Raw genomic sequence first — 21,967 nt, 5'->3', positions numbered from 1 at the left:
ACATGCTGCGCTTAACCCGCCCCGGCTGGCCCGGTAACCTGCTGGCCGTGGTGGCTGGCGCACTGACCACCCTGGCCCTGGCGCCGTACGATATCTGGCCATTGGCGTTGCTGGCGGTGGGGGCGTTCTATGCCGGCCTGCGCGAGCTGTCGCCACGCCAGGCACTGGGGCGCGGCTGGTGCTTCGGTTTCGGCCTGTTCGGCGCCGGCACCAGCTGGATCTATGTGAGCATCCATACCTACGGCGATGCTTCGGTGTTGCTGGCGGGTTTCCTGATGCTCGCGTTCACGGCAGCCATTGCCTGGTTCTTTGCCCTGCCGGCCTGGCTCTGGGCGCGCTGGATACGCCGCAATGAAGCGCCGCTGGCCGACGCCCTGGCGTTTGCCGCCCTGTGGGTGGGCCAGGAAGCCTTTCGCGGTTGGTTCCTGACCGGTTTCCCCTGGCTTTATTCCGGCTACAGCCAGCTCGATGGCCCGCTCAGCGGCCTGGCGCCGCTGGGCGGGATCTGGCTGATCTCCTTTACCCTGGCCCTGACGGCTGCGCTGCTGTACAACGCCCGCCGTTTGCTCAAGGGCGGGCGCAAGGCCTTTATCGCCCTCGGTGTCGTGCTATTGGTCGGCCCTTGGGTCGCCGGTATTGCGCTCAAGCATCACGCCTGGACCAGCCCGTCGGGCGAACCGCTGACGGTGGCGGCGGTCCAGGGCAATATCGAACAGAGCATGAAGTGGGACCCTACGCAGATCGATGCGCAGCTGGCGCTGTACCGCGACCTGAGTTTCCGCTCCAAACGCGTGGACCTGCTGGTCTGGCCGGAAACCGCCGTGCCGATACTGAAGGAGTCGGCCGAGGGCTACCTGACGATGATGGGCCGCTTCGCCGCAGAGCGGCATTCGGCACTGATCACCGGTGTACCGATCCGCGAAGTGGTGAACAACGAGAAGCGCTATTACAACGGCATCACCGTGACGGGTGAAGGCGACGGTACCTACTTGAAGCAGAAGCTGGTGCCGTTTGGCGAATACGTGCCGCTACAGGACCTGCTGCGCGGGTTGATCGACTTCTTCAACCTGCCGATGTCCGACTTCGCCCGTGGCCCGTCTGACCAGCCGTTGTTACAGGCCAAGGGTTATCAGATCGCTCCATTCATCTGCTACGAAGTGGTCTACCCGGAGTTCGCCGCCAGCCTGTCGGCGCGCAGCGACCTGTTGCTGACCATCAGCAACGACACCTGGTTCGGCACGTCGATCGGCCCCTTGCAGCATCTGCAAATGGCCCAGATGCGTGCACTGGAAGCCGGGCGCTGGATGATTCGCGCCACCAATAATGGTGTCACCGGCCTGATCAACCCCTATGGCCAGATCACCACGCGGATTCCGCAGTTCGAGCAAGGCATCCTGTACGGCGAAGTGGTGCCGATGCACGACCTGACGCCTTACCTGCAGTGGCGTTCGTGGCCGCTGATCATCCTGTGTGGCTTGCTGTTCGGCTGGGCCTTGCTGGCCAGCCGCATTGCCAAGACGGTCTGAATAAAAACGCAGCCATTCCTGTGGCAAAGAGGCTTACCCTAATGCCCGTCAGCCAAGGACGCTTGAAGCCGATCGCGGTCTTGTGGCGAGCGGGCTTGCCCGCGCCGGGGTGCGAAGCGCCCCTAAAACCAGAGAATTCGTTGTGCCTGACACAGCGAGGCGTCCGGTTTTACGACTGCTGCGCAGCCGAGCGCGGGCAAGCCCGCTCGCCACATTGGTTTATTCCAGCCTTGAGTCAGCGATAGAACAACCGGTAACCCACCTGCCCCACCGCCTCGTTGATCAACTGCCCACTGCGCCAGAACGCATTGAACTCCGGCAGCCAACCGCCCAACGGACGGGCATTATCCCGCCCAAGAAAGCCCACCGGCGCCGGTACCACGGTAAAACCGGCCTTCTCGAAACTCCACACCGAACGCGGCATATGGGCCGCATGGGTCACCACCACCACGCGCTTGATGCCCAGCGGCGCCAATACGTCATAACTGAACTTGGCATTTTCCCAGGTCGTGGTGCTACGCCCTTCCTGCCAGCGCACCGTCACGTCGAAATCGCTCTGCATCGACGCCGCCATCAACGCCGCTTCGCTCGGCGGCGTGCCGTAGTGCAAACCGCCGCTGGTCAGCACCGGCAGCCCGGAAGCCTTGGCCAAACGCGCCGCATAACGCTGACGCTCAAGGCCAATCCCGGTCGGCTGATCCTCGCCCCACGCCGGATCGCCGCGCTCGCGCCCCGAACCCAGCACCACAATCGCATCGGCCCGCTGCGCCAGCCCCGCCCACTCACTGCGTTCAAGCGGCGGCACCGTCTCCAGGGCCCGCGCGCCCCATTCCACCACCACCGGCAGACTCATCAACCAGAACCCGCCCAGGCCGAGGGCAAAACACAGCCCGGCCAGACGTGGGCGAGTACGGCGAAACCACCAGGCAAACAGCAGCAACAGCAACAGCAGGCCGGGTGGCAAGAGCAATTGTTTGAGGATGTAACGAACAGGCATCGGGCATCTCCAGAAGATGCCCGAAGCCTAAGTGCATCGGGGTCAATCAACAACCTTCTGGAACAATGACTTCAAACTGAAGCCAGATGAGCGACAGACAACAGCCTGTCGCCGGGCGAACTTACTTGACCCCCGCGGATTTGAACTTCGCCGAACCCGCACAGGGCATTTTGTCCTTCAACCAGATAATCTCGGCCGAACGCGGTGAGACCTTGTGCTCCACAACGGAAGGCGGCACAGGCACATCCTGCCCACTGAGATCCAGGTAAGCCCTGATCAATTCGAACTCGGCGTGGCTCAAGCCACGCAACTCCAACTCGGCCGGGCGCTCATCACGCAATCGAACCGCCGTATTGGCTGCGTCCAGGGCAAGCCCCAGACGGACGATCAAACGTTCGTACAACTCGGGTTTCATGACATATCGCTGCGACTCCACCATCCGCTCACCTCATTGAAGACAAGAATCACTCCCCCTCCTCCAAGCTTAGCGGCGCTCGGCAAACCAGCCGACCGCCGCGACCAACGGCTGCGGCAGTGCAATCAGGGTTTCCCTCGATAGAGCAGCGTCATGTATGCTACGGCGCTTCCTGTAACTCCACTTCCAGCACCGCCTGACGGATGCGTTGAAGAGGATTAGGCCACCCTTTCCAGTACAAGTAGCCATGCACGAACACTATCAGCCCCGTGAAATCGAAAACGCCGCCCAATCGTTCTGGGACGAGCAAAAGTCCTTTGAAGTCAGTGAACAGCCAGGCAAGGAGACTTACTACTGCCTGTCGATGTTCCCTTACCCCAGCGGCAAGCTACACATGGGGCACGTGCGCAACTACACCATCGGTGACGTGATCGCGCGTTTTCAGCGCATGCAAGGCAAGAACGTCCTGCAACCCATGGGTTGGGACGCCTTCGGCATGCCGGCGGAAAACGCCGCGATGAAGAACAACGTCGCACCGGCCAAGTGGACCTACGAAAACATCGCCTACATGAAGACCCAGCTGCGCAGCCTGGGCCTGGCGGTGGACTGGTCCCGCGAAGTGACCACCTGCAAGCCGGATTACTACCGCTGGGAACAATGGCTGTTCACCCGCCTGTTCGAAAAAGGCGTGATCTACCGCAAGAACGGCACCGTCAACTGGGACCCGGTTGACCAGACCGTACTGGCCAACGAACAAGTGATCGACGGCCGCGGCTGGCGTTCGGGCGCGCTGATCGAAAAGCGCGAAATCCCGATGTACTACTTCAAGATCACCGCCTACGCCGATGAGCTGCTGGAAGGCCTCGACGAACTGCCGGGCTGGCCCGAGCAGGTCAAGACCATGCAGCGCAACTGGATCGGCAAGTCCCGTGGCATGGAAGTCCAGTTCCCGTACCACGTCGACTCCATCGGCGAAGCCGGCAACCTGAAAGTCTTCACCACCCGTCCGGACACCCTGATGGGCGCGACCTACGTCGCCGTGGCCGCCGAGCACCCGCTGGCGAGCCTGGCCGCGCGCAACAACCCCGAACTGCAGGCGTTCATCGCCGAATGCAAGGGCGGCAGCGTCGCCGAAGCCGACGTCGCCACCCAGGAAAAGAAAGGCCTGCCGACCGGCCTGTTCGTCGAGCACCCACTGACCGGCGAGCAACTGCCGGTGTGGGTCGCCAACTACGTGCTGATGCACTACGGCGACGGCGCGGTCATGGCCGTACCGGCCCACGACGAGCGTGATTTCGAGTTCGCCCACAAGTACGACCTGCCGATCAAGTCGGTGGTGCGCACCAGCTCGGGCGATACCAACCCGGCACCGTGGCAAGGCGCCTACGGCGAACACGGCAGCCTGATCAACTCCGGCGAGTTCGACGGACTGGACTTCGCGGGCGCGTTCGACGCCATGGAAGTCGCGCTGATCAAGAAAAACCTCGGTGCCTCGCGCACCCAGTTCCGCCTGCGCGACTGGGGCATCAGCCGCCAGCGCTACTGGGGCTGCCCGATCCCGATCATCCACTGCGACACCTGCGGCGATGTACCGGTACCGGAAGACCAGCTGCCGGTCGTGCTGCCCGAAGACGTGGTGCCGGACGGCGCCGGTTCGCCGCTGGCTCGCATGCCCGAGTTCTACGAGTGCAGCTGCCCGAAATGCGGCGCACCGGCCAAGCGTGAAACCGACACCATGGACACCTTCGTCGAGTCGTCCTGGTATTACGCCCGCTACGCCTCGCCGCACTACGAGGGTGGCCTGGTAGAAAAAACCGCCGCCGACCACTGGCTGCCGGTGGATCAATACATCGGCGGTATCGAACACGCGATCCTGCACCTGCTCTACGCGCGCTTCTTCCACAAGCTGATGCGCGACGAAGGCCTGGTCAGCTCCAACGAGCCGTTCAAGAACCTGCTGACCCAAGGCATGGTGATCGCCGAGACCTACTACCGTCGCGAAACCAACGGTGCCTACACCTGGTTCAACCCGGCGGACGTCGAACTCGAGCGCGACGCCAAGGCCAAAGTCATCGGCGCCAAGCTCAAGAGCGACGGCCTGCCGGTGGAAATCGGTGGCACCGAGAAGATGGCCAAGTCGAAGAACAACGGCGTCGACCCACAGTCGATGATCGATCAGTTCGGCGCCGACACCTGCCGCCTGTTCATGATGTTCGCCTCGCCACCGGACATGAGCGCCGAATGGTCCGACTCCGGCGTCGAAGGTTCGCACCGTTTCCTCAAGCGCGTCTGGCGCCTGGCCCAAGCCCATGTCATCCAGGGTCAGCCGGGCAAACTGAACGTCGCCGATCTGAACGACGAACAGAAAGCCGTGCGCCGTTCGATCCACCTGGCCATCAAGCAGGCCAGCCACGACGTCGGCCAGAATCACAAATTCAACACCGCCATCGCCCAGGTGATGACGCTGATGAACGTGCTGGAAAAAGCCGCACAAGTTACCGAACAGGATCGTGCGCTGGTTCACGAAGGCCTGGAAGCCGTGACCCTGTTGCTGGCCCCCATCACCCCGCACATCAGCCACGAGCTGTGGAGCCGTCTGGGCCATGCCGATGCCGTCATCGACGCCCGCTGGCCGGCGGTGGACGACAGCGCACTGGTCCAGGACAGCCTGGTGCTGGTTATCCAGGTCAACGGCAAGCTGCGCGGGCAGATCGACATGCCGGCCAGCGCCAGCCGCGAAGAAATCGAAGCGGCGGCACGGGTCAATGAAAACGTATTGCGCTTCACCGATGGCCTGACGATTCGTAAAGTGATCGTCGTGCCCGGCAAACTGGTCAATATCGTCGCCAGCTAAATGGGATCGGGCGCCCACCATTGTGGGCGCCTTGCAAGACTTCCGAGGTCGCACCGTCGACCCACAGGGTTTCAAGGGGAGCAACAAGATGATCAAACGCAATCTGCTGGTAATGGGCCTCGCCGTGCTGCTGAGCGCCTGCGGCTTCCAGCTGCGCGGCACCGGCACCAATCAGCTGACCATCAAGGAACTGGCGGTCAGCGCCCGCAACGCCTACGGCGACACGGTCAAGCAGTTGACCCAGGTCCTCGAGCACAGCGGCGTCAAGGTCTACTCCGGTGCGCCTTACAAGCTGATCCTGACCGACGAGCAGGAAACCCAGCGTGACGCGACCTACTCGGGCGCCGGCCGTAACGCCGAGTACGAGCTCAACACCGCGCTGTACTATGAAATCCGCGGCGACCACGACCTGCAACTGCTCACCGGCAAGCTGCAGATCCAGAAGTACTACGTGCACGACGGCAACAACATCACCGCTGGCGATGCCGAAGCGGGCCAACTGCGCAAGGAAATGCGTCGCGACCTGATCCAGCAGATGGTCTTGCGCCTGCAACTGCTGACACCGGCGCAACTGGATGCCCTGCAACAGACCGCCGATGCCAAGGCCAAGGCCGATGCCGACGCCCTGGAAGCCGCGCGCAAGTACGAAGCGTCGCAGCCGCAGCAATCGCCGCTGCAACTGCCGCAGCAGTAAGCCTGTCGGGGCGCCCTGGGCGCCCCGCCTTTGCCCGCCTATGAAACTCGCCCCCGCCCAACTCGCCAAACACTTGCAAGGCAGCCTTGCGCCGGTCTACGTCATCAGCGGCGACGACCCGCTGCTCTGCCAGGAAGCCGCCGACGCCATCCGTGGTGCCGCTCGCCAACAAGGTTTCGACGAACGCCAGGTATTCAGCGCCGACGCCAACTTCGATTGGGGCACGCTGCTGCAAGCCGGTGCCAGCATGTCGCTGTTCGCCGAAAAACGCCTGCTGGAACTGCGCCTGCCTTCGGGCAAGCCCGGGGACAAGGGCGCCGCGGCACTGATCGAATATTGCTCGCGCCCGGCTGAAGACACCCTGCTGCTGATCAGCCTGCCCAAGCTCGACGGCAGTGCGCAGAAAACCAAATGGGGCAAGGCCCTGGTCGAAGGCTCGGACACCCAGTTCATCCAGATCTGGCCGGTGGACGCGGCCCAGTTGCCACAGTGGATTCGCCAGCGTCTGTCCCAGGCCGGTCTTTCAGCCCAGCAAGACGCGGTGGAACTGATTGCGGCGCGGGTTGAAGGCAACCTGCTGGCTGCCGCCCAGGAAATCGAAAAGCTCAAGCTGATGGCTGAAGGCGGGCAGATCACCGTGGAAACGGTGCAAGCGGCCGTCGCCGACAGTGCCCGCTTCGATGTCTTTGGTCTGGTCGACGCGGTGCTCAACGGTGAAGCGGCCCATGCCCTGCGGATGCTCGAAGGGCTGCGCGGCGAAGGGGTCGAGCCGCCGGTGATTCTCTGGGCGCTGGCCCGGGAACTGCGGTTGCTGGCCAACCTGTCGTTGCAATACAGCCAGGGCGTGCCGCTGGACAAGGCCTTCAGCCAGGCCCGGCCACCGGTCTGGGACAAGCGCAAACCGCTGATGAGCAAAGCCCTGCAACGGCACACGGCGCAACGCTGGAGCCAGTTGCTGCTGGACGCGCAACGGATCGACGCGCAGATCAAGGGCCAGGCGCCGGGTTCGCCATGGAGCAGCCTGAGCCGGTTGAGCCTGCTGATGTGTGGGCAACGGCTGGCGTTGCCGGCGGAATAACCGCGGGTGTTGCCTACGCAATACTCGCTCTCGCCTCATTTCCTGTAGGAGCCGAGCTTGCTCGCGATGGCGTCCGCAGGACAGCGCAAGGCTTAAGGGCCTCATCGCGAGCAAGCTCGGCTCCTACAAGGGACCGCGTTGATCGTACTTGTACGTTAGCCGGCAAGACGGTATCTAGCGCATAAAATGATTGCCAAATGCCCCCACTGGACAGATACCCGCATCTGCCCGATGATTCGCACTCTTCACCCACCTCAAGAGTGCACCACCATGAGCAAGCCGTCCCGGCACCGTCCCAATAAAGCCAAATCCATCATCGCCCAGCCACTGTTCCGAAGCCGTCAGGAACAACCGGCGAAAGGCAAAGGCAGCTACCGCCGCGAAGCCTTCCAGTCTAAAAGCTGGGAGGCTTCTTACTTTCTGGCGGCCTGAAAGCCTGACGTGCCATCACGACTGCACCCCCTCAAGCATGGTAAGGTCAGCACCTGATTCGCATTATCCGGACCCGCGCATGCCCTTTTGCCTTACCCTTCGTCGTCCCGTACGCCGACTGTTCGCCGCCACCAGCTTTATCCTGTTAGTTGCCTGCGCGGAAAAGCCGACCGCTGCCGACGCCGAGCCGCTGCAAACCCTCCCCGCAGCCGCCCCAGCCCCGGTTCCTGTCCTGCCGCAGGCCAATGACGACCTGACGATCCAACCTGCACAAAGCTTCGGCGAGTGGATGTCCGCGTTCCGTATCGATGCCCTGAAAGCCGGCATCACAGCCGCTGTATTCGACGCCGCCTTTGCCGGTGTCACCCCGGACATGAGCGTGATCAAGGCCGACCGCAGCCAACCGGAATTCACCCGCCCGGTCTGGGAATACCTCGACGGCGCCCTGTCTCCCGTGCGTGTACGCAAGGGCCAGGCACTGCTGGCACAGAACAGCGCGCTGCTGTCGAGCATCGAACAACGTTATGGCGTCGACCGCGAGGCCCTGGTCGCCGTGTGGGGCATGGAAAGCAATTTCGGCCAGTTCCAGGGCGACAAATCGGTGATCCGCTCCCTCGCGACCCTGGCCTACGAAGGTCGCCGCCCGGGATTCGCCCAGGCCCAGTTGCTGGCGGCGTTGCAGATTATCCAACATGGCGATATCCAGCCCGAGCAGATGCTCGGCTCCTGGGCCGGGGCCATGGGCCAGACCCAGTTTATCCCCACCACCTACAACAGCTATGCGGTGGACTTCGACGGCGACGGGCGCCGTGATATCTGGAACGACTCGGCCGATGCCCTGGCCTCGACCGCCAATTACCTGCAAAGCTCGGGCTGGCAGCGTGGGCAGCCATGGGGGATGGAAGTGGTGCTGCCACCGGCCTTCGACTACGCCCAGGCTGACGGCACGACACGCAAGTCGGTGAGTGAATGGCTACAGATGGGCATTCGCCTGCCAGTGGGCGGCGCCTTGCCAAACGGCTCGGCGCCACTGTCTGCCGCCCTTTTGCTGCCGGCGGGATACCGTGGCCCGGCGTTCCTGGTGCTGGACAACTTCCGCGCCATCCTCAAGTACAACAATTCGTCGTCCTATGGGCTGGCGGTGAGCTTGTTGTCCCAGCGTTTTACTGGTGGGGGTTTGATTCGTGGCGAATGGCCGAAGGATGACCTGCCGTTGAGCCGCTCCGAGCGGATCGAGTTGCAGTCCTTGCTCAGCACCAAGGGTTATGACGCCGGCAATCCCGACGGCATCATCGGCGCCAATACCCGCAAGGCGATTCGTGGCGCCCAGCAGGTCTTGGGCTGGCCGGCGGATGGCTATCCGAATCACAAGCTGCTGGAGAGCTTGCGTAACCCGTGATGAGGTATTACCGGCAGCGGGTCAGGACGACGTCCTGTTCCAACACCACCTGCCGGGCATCGGCATCCAACCGCACCTGCGCGCCCAGGGGCAGCGTCAGGTTCGGGTCACAATGCCCGCTGCGCCAACCCGCCAGCACCGGAATGCCCAAGGGCCCCAGTTCCTGCTTGAGCAAGCGCACCAGCGCCTCCGTATCAATCCCGGCGAAATCTCCCACCAGCACACCGCTCAGGCCTTCCAGCTTGCCCGCCAGGCGCAGATGGGTCAGTAAGCGGTCAACCCGGTACAGCGGCTCGTTGACGTCCTCGATCAGCAGGATCACGCCGCAAGTATCGATTTCATAGGGCGTGCCCAAGGTCGCACAGATCAACGACAGGTTGCCGCCTTGCAGGCGCCCCGAGGCCACGCCCGGAACCACGCTGGTCAAGGGAAACGCCGCAGGATGCTCGAATGCACTGCCGGCCCGCACCTGCCCGGTCAGCAGGTTGAACAACGAGGACTCGGTCGGTGGCAGCTTCTCCCCCAGCAGATCCGCATTGAACAGCGGCCCGTGAAAGGTCATGAACCCCGCATAACGGGCAATCGCCAGGTGCAGCGCGGTGATGTCGCTGTAGCCGACCAAAGGTTTTGGATGTTTTTTGAGCAACTCGAAATCAATATCGTCCAACAACCGCGGGCAACCGTAGCCCCCACGCAGACAGAGAATCACATCGATTTCAGGATCGGCAAAGGCGTCGTGCAAGTCCCGCAGGCGCACTTCATCACTGCCGGCCAGGTAACCGTCGCGTTGCGAGACACCCGGAAATATTCGCAGCTCATAGCCGCGGGCCTGGACCCACTGCTGCGCCTTGAGCGGATCAAGGGCAGCGGGGCCAGCCGGGGCGATCAGACCGATCACCCCGCCCTGACGCAGCGCCGGCACCGCGCTCTGGACCTGATAGGAAGCCTGCACGGGTCGACGCTGGTTCACGGGTTACGCTCCCATCAGCTCAGCCTTGACCAGCTTGGCTTGCTCGTCGGCATGGTAGGAAGAACGCACCAGCGGCCCGGAAGCCACGTTCTTGAAGCCCATCTTGTAACCTTCCTCGGCGAACCAGGCGAAGGTGTCCGGGTGCACAAAACGCTGCACCGGCAAGTGGCTGCGGGACGGTTGCAGGTACTGGCCGAGGGTCAGCATGTCGATGTCGTGCTCGCGCATGCGCTGCATGACTTCGATGACTTCCTCGTCGGTCTCGCCCAGGCCCAGCATCAAACCGGATTTGGTCGGAATGTGCGGCATCATCTGCTTGAAGCGTTGCAGTAAGGTCAGCGACCACTGGTAGTCGGAACCCGGACGCGCGGCCTTGTACAGGCGTGGCACGGTTTCCAGGTTGTGGTTGAACACATCCGGCGGCTCGGCGGCGGTGATTTCCAGCGCGACGTCCATCCGTCCACGGTAGTCGGGAACCAGGGTTTCGAGCTGCACGTTCGGCGACAGCTTGCGGATCTCGCGGATGCAGTCGGCGAAGTGCTGGGCACCACCGTCACGCAGGTCGTCGCGATCCACGGAGGTGATCACCACGTACTTCAGGCGCAGGTCGGCAATGGCGATGGCCAGGCTTTCCGGCTCGTTGACGTCCAAGGGCTTCGGCCGGCCGTGGCCAACGTCGCAGAACGGGCAACGACGGGTGCAGATATCACCCATGATCATGAAGGTCGCGGTACCGCCGCTGAAGCACTCGCCCAGGTTCGGGCAGGAGGCCTCTTCGCAGACGCTGTGCAGCTTGTGCTTGCGCAGCAAGGCCTTGATCCGGTCGACCTCCGGGGAAACCGGGATGCGCACGCGAATCCAGTCGGGTTTCTTCGGCAACTCGGTAGTCGGAATGATCTTCACCGGGATACGGGCAACTTTCTCGGCACCGCGCAGTTTCACGCCAGCTTCGACTTTCGCACGGGCCGGGCGCTCGGAAACATCCAGCGTCGGGATCAGGGTTTGCACAGCGTCTTGCGCAGTAGTCATATCAATCGATTCCGCCCGTTAGGGTCGTCTGCTCAGCATAGTCGAGGTGTTTGACGAGCTGCGCGCGCAGCCGGGCACTTACCTCGGCAAATTCAATCGGTCCTGTGTGGTCGCGCAGCTGGGTCATCGCCAGCCCCGCATAACCGCAGGGGTTAATCCGTCGAAACGGCCCAAGGTCCATGTCGACATTCAGCGCCAGGCCATGGAACGAACAACCGTTGCGAATCCGCAGGCCCAGGGAAGCGATCTTCGCCCCGTCGACATACACGCCGGGCGCGTCGGCCTTGGCCTCGGCGCTCACGCCGTAGCTGGCCAGCAGCTCAATCAGGCAACGCTCCATCCGGCTGACCAGTTCGCGCACGCCAAAACCCAGGCGACGAACGTCCAGCAACAGGTAGGCCACCAGTTGGCCGGGACCATGATAAGTCACCTGACCGCCGCGATCGACCTTGACCACCGGAATATCTCCCGGCAGCAGCAGGTGCTCGGCCTTGCCGGCCTGGCCCTGGGTGAACACCGACGGATGCTGCACCAGCCAGACTTCATCCGCCGCGTCGGCGTTCTTGCGACCATCGGTAAAACGCTGCATGGCATGCCAGACCGGCTCGTAAGGGGTCTGGCCGAGCTCGCGAAAGCCCAGCACAGCGCCCATCACAGCACCATGTGTACGAAACCGGTGGCCCGCAACTCGCTGTTGATGTCGTACAGCTGGTCCTGGCCGGTGGCCACGATGTGCAGCTGGATCGTGGTGTACTTGCCGTTGGTGCTCTGGCGCTCGTCGACGCGATCGTCGTTGATCGTCGCGTGTTTCTTGACGATCTCGACAATCTTGTCCTTGTTGCCCACACCCGTGTCGCTGATCACCTTGACCGGGTAGTCGGTGACCGGGAATTCGATTTTCGGTGCTTTTACTTCAGTGTCTGTCATGACAATAACGGCCTCGTAAGCCCAGGCAACGGACATACCTCGCGCCCGGGTCAGGCACGAGGTACGCAAATCGACACTCTCTGCTAGCGGTCGAATGCCTCAGTTGAACATGCCGTAGAAGAACATACGGATGCTGTCCCACAGGCGACGGAAGATACCACCTTCCTCGACCGCGTCCAGCGCGATCAGATCAGCGCTGTGTACCACTTTGTCGTCCAGTTTGACTTCAACCTTGCCGATCACGTCACCCTTGGCAATCGGGGCGACCAATTTCGGGTTCATGGTCATGGTGGCGGCGAGCTTCTTGAGCTGGCCTTTAGGCATGGTCATGGTCAGGTCTTCGGCCAGGCCGGCCTTGACCTGGTGGGTGGTGCCTTTCCAGACCGGTGCCTGGGCCAGTTCAGTGCCCTTCTGGTAGAAGGTCTGGGTTTCGAAGAAGCGGAAACCGTAGGTCAGCAGCTTCTGGGTTTCAGAAGCACGAGCCGATTCGCTGTTGGTGCCGAACACCACGGCGATCAGGCGCTGGCCATCACGTACGGCCGAAGCCACCATGCAGTAGCCGGCTTCTTCAGTGTGGCCGGTTTTCAGACCGTCGACGGTCTTGTCACGCCACAGCAGCAGGTTGCGGTTAGGCTGCTTGATGCCGTTCCAGAAGAACTCTTTCTGCGAGTAGATCGCATAGTGCACCGGGTCGAGACGAATGATCGCCCGCGCCAGGATCGCCATGTCGTGGGGCGAAGAGTAGTGATCCGGGTTCGGCAGGCCGGTCGGGTTCATGAAGTGGCTGTTGGTCATGCCCAGTTCGGCAGCCGTCTTGTTCATCATGTCGGCGAACGCGTCTTCGCTGCCGGCGATGTGCTCGGACAGCGCCACGGTGGCGTCGTTGCCGGACTGGATGATGATGCCGTGCAGCAGGTCGCTGACCGTCACCTGGGAACCGACCTTGATGAACATCCGCGAGCCGCCGGTACGCCAGGCGTTTTCGCTGACGGTCACCATGTCGTTCTCGCCGATCTGCCCGCGACGGATTTCCTTGGTCGCGATGTAGGCACTCATCAGCTTGGTCAGACTGGCGGGGGGCAGGCGCTGGTCGCCGTTGTTCTCGACCAGCACGTTGCCGCTGGCGGCATCCATGAGCACATAGGCCTTGGCGGCCAGTTGCGGCGAAGCCGGCAGGGCCATTTCATCGGCGGCCCAGGCGGCAGGCGCAACGATCAGGGGTACAAGCAGGCACAAACGTTTGGCAAAGGTGGTGATGTTCATCCGTCTCTCGAAATCGCTAATGGAAACTTGCCCTCGCGGGCAAAAATAAATCAGACAGTTTTCCAACTGCCACGTGTCAGGTTGCTCGCTCCACCACCCTTTCCAGGCTTTTATTATCAAACGAACCAACAACCCAGGACCCGGCCCGTCGAACGCGGCCCAATCCACAATTGTGCCTGTGTTACTCCGACGTCACCAGACTCGGCGAACCGAGATTGGCCAGACGTACGCTGTTCTGCACTTGCTGTACTTCACCCGGCGTGCCGATCGGCCCCATCCGCACCCGATGCAGGGTCTGCTGGTTGCGCACGATCGAGCTCACGAACACCGGCGCGTTCACCATCGAGCTTAGCTTCGACCTCAGCAGCTCGGCAGCGTCCGGGTTGGCGAAGGCGCCCACCTGGAGATACTGGCCAGAGGCTGGTGCAGAACCGTTTTTTTTTGCGTCTGCCTGTACGGGCACAACGTCGGTGGCGTGTTGCTGTGGCGGCGGGGTCCACTGCTCGATGGTCCCGGTGGACGCGGTCAGGGCTGGGGCCTGGGACTGCGCCACTTGCGGCTCGTTGAGCATCAGCGGTGCCGGACGACCCCGTTGGGCCCACCATTCCTGCGGGTCGATACCCTCGACCTTGACCCGCGCCGTGCCGATCTCGGCGTAACCGAGCTTCTTCGCGGCGGCGTAGGACAAGTCGATGATGCGGTCCGAGTAGAACGGCCCACGGTCGTTGACCCGCAGGATCACGCTGCGGTTGTTGTCCAGGTTGGTCACCCGCACATAGCTGGGCAACGGCAGGGTCTTGTGCGCGGCACTCATGCCATACAGGTCATACACTTCGCCGTTGGCGGTGTTCTGGCCATGGAACTTGGTGCCGTACCAGGACGCCGTGCCCTGGGCCACGTAGCGCTTGGAGTCGGTCAGGGGGAAGTAGGTCTTGCCCAGCACCGTGTAGGGGTTGGCCTTGTACGGCCCAGTGTGCAGGGTCGGCGTGGCATCCGGGATGCGCGACACATCGACGTCCCACCACGGCGCGCCGTCTTTATGGGCACGGTTGATGTCCAGGCCCGGCTTGGCGCGGATGGTATTGGAAGATGACGACGACTGATACGGCGAGCGGCTGGTCGAACAACTGACCACCAGCACCGCCAACGCGGTGTAAGCCAACAGCTTCAGTGGTTTTGGAATCGGCAAAGCCTGCATTACTTGACGCCCCGTGCTTGGACCAACAGGTCAGACAGCTGATGCACGGCCATGGCGTACATTACGCTGCGGTTATAGCGCGTGATCGCATAAAAATTCTTCAGGCCCATCCAATATTCAGGGCCATTCTCGCCGTCCAGGCGAAACGCCGTCACTGGCATATCATCGCGCAACGCATCATGACTCGACCAGCCCAGCGCCCGCAACTCCCCAACGGTCTTCACCGGATCAATCCCTGGGCTCAGACCCTGGTCGACCTGGTCGCCACGCACATCCGCGCGACTGACCACCGGCTCCCCGGCCACCCAGCCGTGGCGTTTGAAATAGCTGGCCACGCTGCCGATGGCGTCGTCGGCGTTGGTCCAGATATTGATATGCCCGGTGCCGTCGAAATCCACCGCGTAGGCGCGGAAACTGCTCGGCATGAACTGCGGCAGGCCCATGGCCCCGGCATAGGAACCCTTGAGGCTCAAGGGATCCAGCTGTTCCTCACGGGCCAGCAGGAGGAACTCACGCAGCTCCTTGCGGAAGAATTCGGCCCGTGGCGGATAGTCGAAGCCCAGGGTCGACAAGGCGTCAATCACCCGGTAGTTGCCAGTGTTGCGGCCAAAAAAGGTTTCCACACCGATGATCGAGACAATCACCTGGGCCGGCACGCCGTATTCCTGCTCGGCGCGGGCCAGGGCCGCTTCATGCTGGCGCCAGAAGTCGACGCCACGGGCCACCCGCGCATCGGTGATAAAGATCGGCCGGTATTCCTTCCACGGCTTGACCCGCTCCGCCGGGCGCGAAATCGCGTCGAGAATGCTCTGCTTGCGCTCGACCTGACGGAACACCTCCATCAGTTGCTCACCGGCAAAGCCGTAGTCGCGGGTCATTTCCGCGACGAACTGGGCCACTTGCGGCGAACCTTCGTAGTCACCGGCCAGCGCGCCCGTCCCTGCACCCAGACAGCCGACCAGGCCTATCCACGGCGCACACCGAGCCGCCCAACCGCGCAATACTTGCATTGAATTGTTCACCTTGCTCAAACCTGCGCGATCCACTTGCGGTGGGTATGGATCGACATCAAAACCCCAAACGCTGACAGCAGTGTCACCAGCGAAGTTCCGCCGTAGCTAATGAAGGGTAATGGCACCCCCACCACCGGCAGCAGACCGCTGACCATACCGATGTTGACGAAAACATACACAAAAAACGTCATGGTCAAGCTGCCGGCCAGCAGTTTGCCGAACAGCGTCTGGGCCTGGGCGGTGATCACCAGCCCGCGACCGATCAGCAGCAAGTAGAGCAACAGCAAGGCGCAGATACCCACCAGGCCGAACTCTTCGCCCATCACCGCGATAATGAAGTCGGTGTGGCTTTCCGGCAGGAAGTCCAGGTGCGACTGGGTCCCCAGCAGCCAGCCCTTGCCGAAGACGCCGCCGGAACCGATGGCGGCCTTGGACTGGATGATGTTCCAGCCGGTGCCCAACGGATCGCTTTCCGGGTCGAGGAAGGTCAGGATCCGCTGTTTCTGGTAGTCGTGCATGATGAAGAACCACATGCCCACCGCCACCGGGATCGCCGCCGCCAGCACGCTGATGATCCAGCGCCAGCGCAGGCCGCCCATGAACAGCACGAACGCACCGCCGGCCAGGACCAGCAGCGAGGTGCCGAGGTCGGGCTGGCGGACGATGAGGATAAACGGCACGCCGATCAGCATCAGGCTGATCGCTACGTGCTTGAGCTGCGGCGGCAGGGTGCGCTTGGACAGGTACCAGGCGATGGTCGCCGGCATCAGGATCTTCATGAATTCCGACGGCTGGAAGCGGATCACCCCCGGAATGTTGATCCAGCGCGTGGCGCCCATGGCGTTGTGGCCCATGACATCCACCACCACCAGCAGCATCACCCCCAGCACGTAGGTCAGTGGCACCCAGCGCGCCATGAAGCGCGGCTCGAGCTGGGCAATCACGAACATCGAGACCAGGCCGATGCCGAAGGAGGTGGCCTGCTTGATCAGCAGGTCCCAGCTCTTGCCGCTGGCCGAATAAAGGACGAACAGGCTACCGGCCGCCAGGGTCAGCAGCAGGATCAGCAAGGGGCCGTCGATGTGCATGCGTTGCAACAAGGTAGCCCGGCGGCGCATCACATCCTCGCTGGAGAGGATGCGGTCGAAATTGGCGATCAAGGCATCACCTGCAAGGGGGTTGAGTCGGCATATTCGGGTTTGAGCTTGCCATCCGGGCCGAGCAACCAGGCGTCCATGACCTGGCGAACCACCGGCGCGGCGACGCCGGAGCCGGACTCACCGTTCTCGACCATCACCGCCACCGCAATTTTCGGGTTGTTGGCCGGCGCGAAGCCGACGAACAGGGCGTGGTCACGGTGGCGTTCCTGGACTTTCGAGCGGTCGTACTTCTCGCCCTGCTTGATCGCCACGACCTGGGCCGTGCCGCTCTTGCCGGCAATCAGGTACTGCGAGCCGGCGGCCGCCTTGCGCGCAGTGCCACGGGCGCCGTGCATCACTTGCTGCATGCCGTGGCTGACCTTTTCCCAATCGGAGGGATTACGCAGGACGATATCCGGCATCGGATCCTGATCCTGCGGCTTCTGGCCTTCGATGGTCTTGGCCAGGTGCGGTCGATTCCACACGCCCTTGTTCGCCACCAGTGCCGTGGCCTGGGCCAGTTGCAGCGGCGTGGCCTGCATATAGCCCTGGCCGATCCCGAGAATCAGCGTTTCGCCCGGGAACCAGGCCTGGCGTCGGGTGGCGCGCTTCCATTCCCGCGAAGGCATCAGCCCCGGCGATTCCTCGAACATGTCCAGGGAGACCTTCTGGCCCAGGCCGAACTTGTTCATGTAGGTGGACAGCCGGTCGATGCCCAGCTTGTGCGCCAAGTCATAGAAGTAGGTGTCGTTGGAACGCATGATCGCCGTGTCCAGGTCCACCCAGCCATCACCGGTGCGGTTCCAGTTACGGTATTTGTGATCGTAGTTGGGCAGTTCGTAGTAACCGGGGTCAAAGACCCGCGTCGTGGCGTTGACCACGCCACTGTCGAGCCCGGCAATCGCCACCGCTGGCTTGATGGTCGAACCTGGCGGATAGAGGCCGCGCAGCACCCGGTTGAACAGTGGCCGGTCGATGGAGTCGCGCAACTCGGCATAGGCCTTGAAGCCGATTCCGGTGACAAACAGGTTCGGGTCGAAACTGGGCTGGCTGACCATCGCCAGCACTTCGCCGGTGGCCGGGTTCAACGCCACCACGGCGCCACGCCGACCGCCGAGGGCTTCTTCGGCGGCTTCCTGCAACTTGATGTCCAGGCTCAGGACAATGTCCTTGCCCGGCACCGGGTCGGTGCGCTTGAGCACCCGCAGGATACGTCCACGGGCGTTGGTCTCGACTTCCTCGTAACCGACCTGTCCATGCAACTCAGCTTCGTAGAAACGCTCGATGCCGGTCTTGCCGATATGATGGGTGCCGCTGTAGTTCACCGGGTCGAGGGTCTTGAGCTCGGCCTCGTTGATCCGTCCCATGTAGCCCACCGAGTGCGCAAAATGCGCCCCCTGGGGATAATGGCGGACCAATTGCGCCACCACCTCGACACCGGGCAGGCGGAACTGGTTCACGGCCACCCGGGCGATCTGTTCCTCGGTCAACTCGAACAGGATCGGTACCGGCTCGAACGGCCGCCGCCCCTGGCGCACGCGTTTTTCGAAGAGCACGCGATCTTCCGGGGCGAGCTGCAGCACCTCCACCAGCACATCCAGCACCTGGCGCCAGTCACCCGAGCGTTCACGGGTGACGCTCAAGCTGAAACTGGGTCGGTTATCCGCCACCACCAGGCCGTTGCGGTCGTAGATCAGGCCACGGCTTGGCGGAATCGACTGCACATGGACACGGTTGTTCTCCGACTTGGTCGAGTGATAGTCGTACTGGATCACCTGGAGAAAATACAACCGGGCGATCAGCACGCCGATCAGCGCCACCACCACGATTGCGCCGACCACGACACGGTTACGCACCAGACGGGCGTCTTTCTCGTGGTCCTTGAGGCGAATCGGCTGGGTCATTCGGCAGGCTTATTTATGGTAAGGGTGCCCGGACAGCACGGTCCAGGCGCGATACAGCTGTTCACCGATCAGGATCCGCACCAGCGGGTGCGGCAAGGTCAGCGGCGACAGCGACCAGCGTTGATCGGCCCGCGCACAGACTTCCGGCGCCAGCCCCTCGGGGCCGCCGACCATGAAGTTGACCGTGCGCGAATCCAGCCGCCAGCGATCCAGCTCGACCGCCAACTGCTCGGTGCTCCACGGCTTGCCATGGACCTCCAGCGTGACGATCCGCTCGTTGGGACCGACCTTGGCCAGCATGGCCTCGCCTTCCTGACGGATAAAACGCGTCACGTCGGCGTTCTTGCCCCGGGTGTTGAGCGGAATTTCCACCAGTTCCAGCGCCAGCTCGGATGGCAGACGCTTGGCATACTCGTGCCAACCCTCTTCCACCCACTTGGGCATACGCGAACCGACAGCAATCAGGCGCAGGCGCACAACGCCACCTTATTCCTGATCTTTGTTGAGCTTGATGAAATGCTCATGGGTGTTTTCCGGGCTGTGGTGTGCAGCGCTGGCCGAACGGCTCTGCTCGGCACCCTGCCACAGGCGTTCCAGGTCATAGAACTGACGGGCGCTGGCGGTCATCATGTGGACGATCACATCGTCCATGTCCAACAGGACCCAGTCGCTGTCGCCCTTGCCTTCTTCACCCAGCGGCTTGATGCCCAGGGCCTTGACCGCTTCGCGGACCTTGTCCAGCATCGCGCCGATCTGGCGGTTGGAGGTACCGGTGGCGATGATCATGAAGTCGGTGATGCTCTGCTTTTCGCGAACGTCGATCACCAGGATGTCCTGGCCCTTGACGTCTTCGAGGGCCGCGACGGCGACCTTGACCAGCTCTTCGCCCTTGAGGGGCTCGCCGCTGAGGACTTTCTCAGGCAGCGGAGCACTCTTGAAAGTACCTTTGCGCTTTACTTTGTTTACGTCGTTGTTGGTCATATAAAACTCGTTTTGCTCATATGTTCGGGCGCTTCAATACACGACTGTTCGTGCTTTCAAGCGCGCCTTTTCAGTTCGACGCACGGTACAGCCCGTGCGCATCGATATAGGCCAGGACCGCGTCAGGCACCAGGTAACGTACCGACTTACCGCTGGCCAGCAGTTGACGGATCTGGGTGGCTGACACCGCGAGGGGTGTCTGCCAGACGAATGTAATATGCCCGCCAGGCCCCGGCAGGGCCTTCGGGTCGCTGACCGAGCGCGCGGCCAGCAGGTTGCGCAAGGCATCCGGCGGTTCGCTGTCGGCATCCGGGCGTTGCAGCACCAGGATATGGCAATGCTGGAGCAACTCTTCCCAGCGGTGCCACGTGGGCAGGCCGCAAAATGCGTCCCAGCCCAACAACAAGAATAACTGGTCTTCAGCGGCCAACTCGGCGCGCATCAGTTCCAGGGTGTCGATCGTGTAGGACGGTTTGTCCCGTTGCAGCTCGCGGTCGTCCACCACCAGCGGGCTCACGCCGGCCACCGCGCAATCGACCATCGCCAATCGATCAATGGCCGAGACCTGCGGCGTATCGCGATGGGGCGGCCGGGCACTGGGGGTCAGGCGCAACTCATCGAGATCCATCAGTTCCGCGACTTCCAGGGCACTGCGCAAATGGCCGATGTGCACCGGGTCGAAGGTTCCGCCGAGCACGCCAATACGCCGGGGCGAAACCTGGCGCGGGCTGACGACGGCTGACAGACGTTTGCTCACTCGATCAGACCGCAGCCTGACCGCGCAACTGCCCGTCGCCGACCACGATGTACTTCTCGCAGGTCAGGCCTTCGAGCCCTACCGGGCCGCGGGCGTGCAGCTTATCAGTAGAAATGCCGATCTCGGCACCCAATCCGTATTCGAAGCCGTCGGCGAAGCAGGTCGGGGCATTGATCATCACCGAACTGGAATCGACTTCGGCCATGAATGCCCGGGACTGCGCCAGGTTTTCGGTGACGATGGCATCGGTGTGGTGCGAGCCATAATGATTGATGTGCTCGATGGCCGCGTCCAGACCGTCGACGACGCGAATCGACAGGATCGGCGCCAGGTATTCGGTGCTCCAGTCTTCTTCCGTTGCCGCGATGGCCTCGATCACCGCACGGGTGCGCTCGCAACCACGCAACTCGACGCCCTTGGCGCGCAAGCGTTCAGCCATGGCCGGGAGGAATTCGGCGGCGACGGTTTTGTCCACCAGCAGGGTTTCCATGGCGCCGCAGATGCCATAACGATAGGTCTTGGCGTTGAAGGCGATATCGCGGGCCTTCGCCAGGTCGGCGTGGGCGCTGACATACACGTGGCAGATGCCATCCAGGTGCTTGATCACCGGCACCCGCGCGTCGCGGCTGACCCGTTCGATCAGGCCCTTGCCGCCACGCGGCACGATCACATCGACGTATTCGGGCATGCTGATCAGCGCACCGACAGCGGCGCGGTCGGTGACTTCCACCACCTGCACCACCGCCGCCGGCAGACCGGCCTCGTCCAGGCCGCGCTGGACGCAGGCGGCAATGGCACGATTGGAATGAATGGCCTCGGAGCCGCCGCGCAGGATGGTCGCGTTGCCCGACTTGAGGCACAGGCTGGCGGCATCGATGGTCACGTTCGGCCGCGACTCGTAGATGATGCCGATCACCCCCAGGGGCACGCGCATCTTGCCGACCTGAATCCCCGACGGCCGGTAGCTCATGTCGCGGATCGCCCCCACCGGGTCCGGCAGGCTCGCCACCTGGCGCAGGCCGACGATCATGCCGTCGATGCGCTCAGGGGTCAGGGCCAGACGTTCAACCAGCGCCGGCTCCAGGCCATTGGCGCGGGCGGCGGCCAGATCGAGTTCGTTGGCGGCGCTGAGTTCGCCGCGGGCAGCGTCCAACGCCGTGGCGGCGGCCAGCAGGGCGCGGTTCTTCTGCGCGGTGCTGGCACGGCCGATCACGCGGGAAGCCTCGCGGGCAGCGCGACCCAGACGGGTCATATAGTCGAGAACGGACTCAGTCATGGCTCTAAGGGGGGACTTGGCAAAGAGGAAAGCGGCTGATTATAGCTGTCGCGCCGCCTCACGGACAGCGGTGCCGGGCGGATGGTCGAAATGGAGGGTAAATAGTCGGTGTTCA

21 protein-coding genes are annotated in these 21,967 nt (G+C 62.8%); 6 read left to right on the top strand and 15 right to left on the bottom strand.

What is annotated here, in order from left to right:
• The first annotated feature begins 2 nt into the window (after positions 1-2).
• Positions 3-1,526: an apolipoprotein N-acyltransferase gene (gene lnt, locus HX866_RS17195; RefSeq protein ID WP_177095880.1), complete on the top strand. Its 1,524-nt coding sequence runs from the start codon at positions 3-5 to the stop codon at positions 1,524-1,526.
• A 235-nt stretch (positions 1,527-1,761) separates the two neighbouring features.
• On the opposite strand, the gene HX866_RS17190 is transcribed toward lnt, so the two are convergent.
• Positions 1,762-2,523, bottom strand: coding sequence for a YdcF family protein (locus HX866_RS17190; RefSeq protein WP_177095879.1), 762 nt, complete (start codon positions 2,521-2,523; stop codon positions 1,762-1,764).
• Between the two features lie 121 nt (positions 2,524-2,644).
• Positions 2,645-2,962, bottom strand: a complete 318-nt coding sequence (locus HX866_RS17185; protein WP_177095877.1) for a hypothetical protein — start codon at positions 2,960-2,962, stop codon at positions 2,645-2,647.
• 223 nt (positions 2,963-3,185) lie between these two features.
• On the opposite strand from HX866_RS17185, the gene leuS reads away from it, so the two are divergent.
• The 5 genes from leuS (at position 3,186) to HX866_RS17160 (ending at position 9,395) form a co-directional block, all read left to right on the top strand.
• Positions 3,186-5,792, top strand: coding sequence for a leucine--tRNA ligase (gene leuS / locus HX866_RS17180; RefSeq protein WP_177095875.1), 2,607 nt, complete (start codon positions 3,186-3,188; stop codon positions 5,790-5,792).
• Positions 5,793-5,880: 88 nt separating this feature from the next.
• Positions 5,881-6,486 (top strand): LPS-assembly lipoprotein LptE, encoded by a 606-nt coding sequence (locus tag HX866_RS17175; protein WP_177095873.1) that lies wholly within the window; start codon positions 5,881-5,883, stop codon positions 6,484-6,486.
• Positions 6,487-6,526: 40 nt separating this feature from the next.
• Positions 6,527-7,564, top strand: a complete 1,038-nt coding sequence (gene holA, locus HX866_RS17170; RefSeq protein WP_177095871.1) for a DNA polymerase III subunit delta — start codon at positions 6,527-6,529, stop codon at positions 7,562-7,564.
• 270 nt (positions 7,565-7,834) lie between these two features.
• A complete protein-coding gene (arfA, locus tag HX866_RS17165; RefSeq protein ID WP_100941520.1) occupies positions 7,835-7,996 on the top strand; it encodes an alternative ribosome rescue factor ArfA in 162 nt (53 codons plus the stop codon).
• 79 nt (positions 7,997-8,075) lie between these two features.
• Positions 8,076-9,395 (top strand): lytic murein transglycosylase, encoded by a 1,320-nt coding sequence (locus tag HX866_RS17160; protein ID WP_177140144.1) that lies wholly within the window; start codon positions 8,076-8,078, stop codon positions 9,393-9,395.
• A gap of 7 nt (positions 9,396-9,402) precedes the next feature.
• On the opposite strand, the gene HX866_RS17155 is transcribed toward HX866_RS17160, so the two are convergent.
• The 13 genes from HX866_RS17155 to HX866_RS17095 all read right to left on the bottom strand — a co-directional run bounded on the left by HX866_RS17155 (position 9,403) and on the right by HX866_RS17095 (position 21,852).
• Positions 9,403-10,365 carry a S66 peptidase family protein gene (locus tag HX866_RS17155; protein WP_177140143.1) on the bottom strand — a complete coding sequence of 321 codons (963 nt, stop codon included), beginning with the start codon at positions 10,363-10,365 and terminating at the stop codon, positions 9,403-9,405.
• A gap of 3 nt (positions 10,366-10,368) precedes the next feature.
• A complete protein-coding gene (gene lipA, locus HX866_RS17150) occupies positions 10,369-11,394 on the bottom strand; it encodes a lipoyl synthase (RefSeq protein WP_256261412.1) in 1,026 nt (341 codons plus the stop codon).
• A 1-nt stretch (position 11,395) separates the two neighbouring features.
• A complete protein-coding gene (lipB, locus tag HX866_RS17145) occupies positions 11,396-12,046 on the bottom strand; it encodes a lipoyl(octanoyl) transferase LipB (protein WP_177095864.1) in 651 nt (216 codons plus the stop codon).
• Positions 12,046-12,321: a DUF493 domain-containing protein gene (locus HX866_RS17140; RefSeq protein ID WP_121141521.1), complete on the bottom strand. Its 276-nt coding sequence runs from the start codon at positions 12,319-12,321 to the stop codon at positions 12,046-12,048. Before HX866_RS17140 ends, lipB begins: the two co-directional genes overlap by 1 nt.
• A 99-nt stretch (positions 12,322-12,420) precedes the next feature.
• Positions 12,421-13,584 carry a D-alanyl-D-alanine carboxypeptidase family protein gene (locus HX866_RS17135; protein ID WP_177095861.1) on the bottom strand — a complete coding sequence of 388 codons (1,164 nt, stop codon included), beginning with the start codon at positions 13,582-13,584 and terminating at the stop codon, positions 12,421-12,423.
• A gap of 181 nt (positions 13,585-13,765) precedes the next feature.
• Positions 13,766-14,782 (bottom strand): septal ring lytic transglycosylase RlpA family protein, encoded by a 1,017-nt coding sequence (locus tag HX866_RS17130; protein ID WP_177095858.1) that lies wholly within the window; start codon positions 14,780-14,782, stop codon positions 13,766-13,768.
• Positions 14,782-15,792, bottom strand: a complete 1,011-nt coding sequence (mltB, locus tag HX866_RS17125; protein ID WP_177095857.1) for a lytic murein transglycosylase B — start codon at positions 15,790-15,792, stop codon at positions 14,782-14,784. The genes HX866_RS17130 and mltB overlap by 1 nt, the downstream gene beginning before the upstream one ends.
• Before the next feature lie 17 nt (positions 15,793-15,809).
• The gene (gene rodA, locus HX866_RS17120; protein WP_177096925.1) at positions 15,810-16,913 is read right to left on the bottom strand and encodes a rod shape-determining protein RodA; all 1,104 of its coding nucleotides are present in this window, start codon (positions 16,911-16,913) and stop codon (positions 15,810-15,812) included.
• Between the two features lie 38 nt (positions 16,914-16,951).
• Complete coding sequence (gene mrdA / locus HX866_RS17115) at positions 16,952-18,838, bottom strand: penicillin-binding protein 2 (RefSeq protein WP_177095855.1); 1,887 nt, start codon at positions 18,836-18,838, stop codon at positions 16,952-16,954.
• 9 nt (positions 18,839-18,847) lie between these two features.
• Positions 18,848-19,315, bottom strand: a complete 468-nt coding sequence (gene rlmH, locus HX866_RS17110; protein WP_040071182.1) for a 23S rRNA (pseudouridine(1915)-N(3))-methyltransferase RlmH — start codon at positions 19,313-19,315, stop codon at positions 18,848-18,850.
• A 9-nt stretch (positions 19,316-19,324) separates the two neighbouring features.
• Entirely contained in the window at positions 19,325-19,819 is a 495-nt protein-coding gene (rsfS, locus tag HX866_RS17105) for a ribosome silencing factor (RefSeq protein ID WP_100941530.1), read from the bottom strand.
• A 70-nt stretch (positions 19,820-19,889) separates the two neighbouring features.
• Entirely contained in the window at positions 19,890-20,564 is a 675-nt protein-coding gene (nadD, locus tag HX866_RS17100) for a nicotinate-nucleotide adenylyltransferase (RefSeq protein WP_177096924.1), read from the bottom strand.
• A gap of 16 nt (positions 20,565-20,580) precedes the next feature.
• Positions 20,581-21,852: a glutamate-5-semialdehyde dehydrogenase gene (locus HX866_RS17095; RefSeq protein WP_177125431.1), complete on the bottom strand. Its 1,272-nt coding sequence runs from the start codon at positions 21,850-21,852 to the stop codon at positions 20,581-20,583.
• Positions 21,853-21,967: the final 115 nt, after the last annotated feature.

Origin of the sequence: Pseudomonas gingeri, assembly GCF_013386165.1 — a bacterium.
In the GTDB taxonomy this organism is placed as follows: domain Bacteria; phylum Pseudomonadota; class Gammaproteobacteria; order Pseudomonadales; family Pseudomonadaceae; genus Aquipseudomonas; species Aquipseudomonas gingeri_C.
Note: the sequence above shows the minus strand (reverse complement) of the source record. Positions and strands in the feature narration are given on the sequence as shown.